The following is a 4,869-nucleotide window of genomic DNA, read 5'->3' on the forward strand; positions in this document are numbered from 1 at the left end:
CAAACCGCAACAGAAGCCGCTGAATAAACCGGCCTGTTTCCCGCGCGGCCCGGATTGATGTCGGCGCCGCGCGGTGAAACCCTCGGGCTTGTGTGATGTGCACGCGCCCTCGGCCATTCCATTGGCCTGCATCCCGATCAACAATCGACGGAACCACGCGGGCAGGCCGGAACACATTCCAGCCCGCAGGCGCATGGATCACCCTGGCCGTTTTGTCGCCTATCGACAGAGGCTGAACGCGGGCGACCGGCGCTCATCGCGTCTTGGCCCTGCGCGCCGCCTGGCCAGATGATGCCGTTCGGCGACTCTGACGTCGCATTCTGCCAGATGTAACCGTTCATGCGCTGTTTGCCATTCTGGTCGGCGCGTTTCGCGAGCCTGTCCCGGCGCCCTATCGAGCCAGATATTTCCAACGCAATCAGAACCCTAGGGCGCGCCCGGCGTAGCACCGTGATGTCTGGTTTCACAATGGCATGTTTTCCATTTTGCGTTAGTGTTTGCATATTGCGCAAAACTCTTTTACGTTCCGGTCGACACGGAGCAGGGGGGACTTGATCATGCCGAAACCATCAAGCATCGATATTCTCGGGGGCGGACCGGGCGGCCTTTACGCCGCGATCCTGATCCGGCGTTTGATGCCGGACGTGCGCGTGCGCGTGACCGAACAGAACCCAGATGGGGCCACCTTTGGTTTCGGCGTTGTGTTTTCGGATCAGGCGTTGGGCTTTCTCAAGGCGGATGACCCCGAAACCCACGACCTGATCGTTCCGCACATGGAGCGCTGGCGGGACATGACGCTGAACCTGCCCGGCGGCGCGGTGACCCTTGACGGTGTGGGATTTACCGCCGTGGGCCGGCTCGAGCTGATCGAAATACTCAAAGACCGCGCGCGCGCGCTCGATGTGCCGATCCGGTTTGCCACGCAGGTCACCGACCTTGACGAATTGGACGCCGACCTTGTGATTGGTGCCGATGGGCTGAACTCGCTTGTCCGTCAGAAACTGGACGCGCAATTCCAGCCAAGCATCGACTATTTCGACAACCACTTTGCCTGGTTCGGTGCGACGGTTCCCTTCGATACGCTGACCCAGACATTCATCGAAACCGACAAGGGCGCGATGAACGCGCACCACTACCGCTATGCGCCTGACCGCAGCACCTTCATCGTCGAATGCGAGGATGCGACCTATCAAGCACATGGGTTCGGCGAGATGAGCGAGGACGAGAGCGCGAAGTTCTGCAGCGACCTGTTCGCCGATGTCCTGAAGGGCACGCAGCTTGTCACGAACAAATCCATGTGGCGCCAGTTCCCGCGGCTTTGGTGTGACACCTGGGGCGCAGGCCGGTACGCGCTTTTGGGCGACGCGGTGCACACGGCGCATTTCTCGATCGGCTCCGGGACGCGTCTGGCCATGGAAGATGCGATCGCGCTGGTGCATGCGCTGGCCGACTCCCCCGATATCGAAACTGCGCTGGCCACCTACAACACGCAGCGGCCGCCCGTCGCGCGCAAGATCGTGGATGCCGCCAACACCTCGGCCGCCTGGTACGACAGCTTCGGCGAGAAAATGAAGCTCGACCCGCTGGATTTTGCGCATGACTACCTGATGCGTTCGGGCCGGATGACCGAAGAGCGGCTGCGCCAGATCGCACCGGGCTTTGCGGCGCAATACGAACGACACACGTCGCTCTCGGACTGACGAGGAGGTTCCCCATGTCACAGTCAATGAACACGCCGAGCCCCGAGGCGATCACCGACCCCGTACCCGCGGATACCCCCGGTTCCGTCGAAATCGGGTTCGACAAGTCGGCCCATCCCAACTGCTCCGAGATCCTCTGGCAGAACCTGTCGCGCAACCCCGACAAGACGGCCTTGGTCGGGCCGGGCGGCACGCTGACTTACGCCGAACTGATCGCCGAGGCTGGGCGCTGGGGCAATGCCTTCAGCCGCATGGGCCTGACCCGAGGCGAGCGTATCGCCTTCTTCCTGGACGATACGCCGGTCTTTCCTGCGGCCTTTTACGGCGCGGTGCGGGCCGGCTTTGTTCCGGTTCTTCTGAACATCCAGACCAAGCCCGATGTTCTGAACTTTTTCCTGAAAGATACCGGCGCGCGGATCGCATTGGTCGATGCGGCGCTGGCGGATGCGTTTCGCGGCGAAACCGTCAATGGCACCCGTCTCGAAACGACGGTTGTCGCGAACGGCCCGGCCGAGGGCGAAGGCTGGCGCACGGTTGAGGATTTTCTTGACGGGCAGCCCGCCGAACTGGCCTGCGCCGACACAATCCCTGACGACATGGCGTTCTGGATGTACTCATCCGGGTCGACAGGGCGGCCAAAGGGCATCGTGCACCTGCATCACGACATGGCCTATATCCAACAAAGCTTTGGCGATCATATCCTCCGGCTTGCACCAGATGACATCTGCTATTCGGTGCCCAAGGCCTATTTCGCCTATGGGTTCGGGAATTCGCTGGTGTTTCCGTTTTCCTGCGGCGCGACCACGCTGATGGTGGCCGGTCAACCGCGCCCCGATGCGGTGCTGGATGCGGTCGAACGCTATCGGCCCACGGTCTTCATGGGGTTGCCGACGTTGTTCACGGCTCTGTGCCGGTCGGAAGGGGTCGAGGCCCGCGATTTCTCATCCATCCGCCAGACCATGTCGGCCGCCGAGATCCTGTCGGAAGACGTCTATAACGCCTGGAAACGCCTGACCGGTCACGGTCCGACCGAGGGCTTGGGATCAACCGAAGTGCTGCACGTCTATATCTCGAACGCGCTGGACGATCATCGCATCGGCGCCGCCGGTGCGCGCGTTCCCGGGTATGAGATCCGGCTAGAAACCCCCGACGGCGAAGCGGCAAAACCGGGCGAAGATGGCGTGATGCTGATCCGTGGCCACTCGAACGCGCCGCAGTACTGGAACCGGGCGGACAAGACGGCTGACACGATGCGGGGCGAATGGCTGTACACCGGCGACCGGTTCGTCGAACGCGACGGATATTATTATTTCCAAGGTCGCGCCGATGATCTGATCAAGGTGTCGGGCCAGTGGGTCATCCCGCTTGAAGTCGAACGATGCCTTCTGGAACACCCCGACATTCACGAATGTGTCGTGCTGGCACATGAGTTGGAAGACCGCCGTATGGCGTTGCGGGCCGTTGTCTGCCTGAAAGCGGGCGCGGCCGCGGGCGAGGCCCAGACACTGAAGCTGCGCGATTACGTCAAATCACAGCTGACGCCTTATAAATCGCCCCGCATCTTCGAATATGTCGATGACCTTCCCAAAACGGGCACAGGCAAAATCGACCGGCAGGCTGTCGCAAACACGCCTGCGGGCGGCTGAACGCCGCCGTTTGTCCAACAGATACGGCCGGGACAGAGATCCCGGCCATGACCGCAGGCGCACAGGCCGCGAAAGAAAAGGAAGCTCCGAATGTCATATGTATTTGACCCCGCACCAATCCCGAGCGTTGCCGTTGATGGCAGCGAAGACCGCTTGCCGGTGCGCAGAATCTTCTGCGTTGGACGGAACTATGCGGCGCACGCCCGCGAGATGGGCAAGGATCCCGATCGCGATCCGCCGTTCTTCTTCACCAAGCCCGCGGATGCGGTGGTCATGGATGGTGAAACCGTCACCTACCCGCCTGAGACCGAGAACTTTCACTACGAGGCCGAGCTTGTTGCCGTGATCGGCACCGGCGGTCGCAATATCGCCGAAGCCGACTCGCTCTCGCATGTCTGGGGCTATGCGATTGGCAACGACCTGACCCGCCGCGACTTGCAACTGGCCGCGCGCGACAAGGGCCGGCCCTGGGATTTCGGCAAGGCGTTCGACCGGTCGGCCGTGATCGGCCCGGTGCATCCTGTCGACAAGGTTGGCCACCCCGATACGGGCGCCATCAAGCTGACCGTCAATGGCGAGGTCAAGCAGGACGCAGACCTTGCCGAGTTGATCTGGTCGGTGCCTGAAATCATCTCGATCCTGTCGCACTCGATCGAGCTGCGGCCCGGCGACCTGATCATGACGGGTACGCCCGCCGGTGTCGGGCCATTGGTCGAAGGCGATGTCTGCGTGGTGTCCATCGCAGGGCTTGGCACCATTGAAACCAAGATCGGGCCGCGCGAATGACCTTGCGGCTGCACAACTTCTTTCGGTCGTCTACCTCGACCCGCGTACGGGCGGCGCTGAACCTGAAGGGCATCGCCTACGATTACGTACCCTACGTGCTTCGCAACGGCGAAACACGGACACCGGAGTATCTTGCGAAAAACCCGCAGGGGCTGGTTCCGACACTCGAGTGCGAGGATGGAACATTCCTGACCCAATCGCTGGCGATCATCGAATGGCTGGAGGAAACCCACCCAGAGCCGGCGCTGCTGCCCGGCGATCCCGACGGGCGGGCGCGTGTGCGGGCTCTGGCCTACATGCTCGCCTGCGAGGTGCATCCGCTCAACAACCTGCGGGTTCTGTTTCACATCCGCGACCAATACGGTGCTGATGACGCCGCGCAGAAGGCATGGTTCACCCATTGGGTCACGCTGACCTTCGACGCGCTCGAGACCGAGCTGGCGGGCAGCGCGGCAACCGGCACGTTCTGTCATGGCGATCGCCCGAGCCTTGCCGATATCTGTCTTTATGCGCAGGTGTGGAACAACCGCCGGTTCGCAATCGACCTTGGGCAGTGGCCCACGATTGCCGCGATCTTTGAGCGGCTCGACGGCATCGAAGCCTTCCGCGACGCCGCTCCGGTCAACCAGCCCGACGCCGAATAATTTTGCCGGACGGGCCGGGCACCTGACCTTCGCAAACAAGGGTCAGGTGCCCATGAGTGCACTGCGCTATTCAGCGGCTTCTGTTGCGGTTTC

5 protein-coding genes are annotated in these 4,869 nt (G+C 62.2%); 4 read left to right on the top strand and 1 reads right to left on the bottom strand.

The window, feature by feature from the left end; translation table 11 throughout:
• A partial coding sequence (locus FGK64_RS22415; protein WP_210236620.1) for a hypothetical protein occupies window positions 1-195 on the bottom strand: 195 nt, incomplete at its 3' end.
• A gap of 362 nt (window positions 196-557) precedes the next feature.
• Here FGK64_RS22415 and FGK64_RS22300 point away from each other — a divergent pair.
• The 4 genes from FGK64_RS22300 to maiA all read left to right on the top strand — a co-directional run bounded on the left by FGK64_RS22300 (window position 558) and on the right by maiA (window position 4,776).
• The gene (locus FGK64_RS22300) at window positions 558-1,700 is read left to right on the top strand and encodes an FAD-dependent monooxygenase (RefSeq protein WP_171054201.1); all 1,143 of its coding nucleotides are present in this window, start codon (window positions 558-560) and stop codon (window positions 1,698-1,700) included.
• A 14-nt stretch (window positions 1,701-1,714) separates the two neighbouring features.
• Window positions 1,715-3,346, top strand: a complete 1,632-nt coding sequence (locus FGK64_RS22305) for a benzoate-CoA ligase family protein (protein ID WP_210236621.1) — start codon at window positions 1,715-1,717, stop codon at window positions 3,344-3,346.
• Window positions 3,347-3,436: 90 nt separating this feature from the next.
• Window positions 3,437-4,132 carry a fumarylacetoacetate hydrolase family protein gene (locus FGK64_RS22045; RefSeq protein ID WP_138866016.1) on the top strand — a complete coding sequence of 232 codons (696 nt, stop codon included), beginning with the start codon at window positions 3,437-3,439 and terminating at the stop codon, window positions 4,130-4,132.
• A complete protein-coding gene (gene maiA, locus FGK64_RS22050) occupies window positions 4,129-4,776 on the top strand; it encodes a maleylacetoacetate isomerase (protein ID WP_138866017.1) in 648 nt (215 codons plus the stop codon). Before FGK64_RS22045 ends, maiA begins: the two co-directional genes overlap by 4 nt.
• Window positions 4,777-4,869: the final 93 nt, after the last annotated feature.

The sequence above is a fragment of the Arenibacterium halophilum genome (genome assembly GCF_005938225.1).
GTDB classification, from domain to species: Bacteria; Pseudomonadota; Alphaproteobacteria; order Rhodobacterales; family Rhodobacteraceae; genus Arenibacterium; species Arenibacterium halophilum.

What these genes read in the sequence shown, in the direction of transcription:
- FGK64_RS22300 (WP_171054201.1), top strand. Translation starts at nt 558, where the DNA reads ATGCCGAAACCATCAAGCATCGATATTCTCGGGGGCGGACCGGGCGGC.
- FGK64_RS22305 (WP_210236621.1), top strand. Translation starts at nt 1,715, where the DNA reads ATGTCACAGTCAATGAACACGCCGAGCCCCGAGGCGATCACCGACCCC.
- FGK64_RS22045 (WP_138866016.1), top strand. Translation starts at nt 3,437, where the DNA reads ATGTCATATGTATTTGACCCCGCACCAATCCCGAGCGTTGCCGTTGAT.
- maiA (WP_138866017.1), top strand. Translation starts at nt 4,129, where the DNA reads ATGACCTTGCGGCTGCACAACTTCTTTCGGTCGTCTACCTCGACCCGC.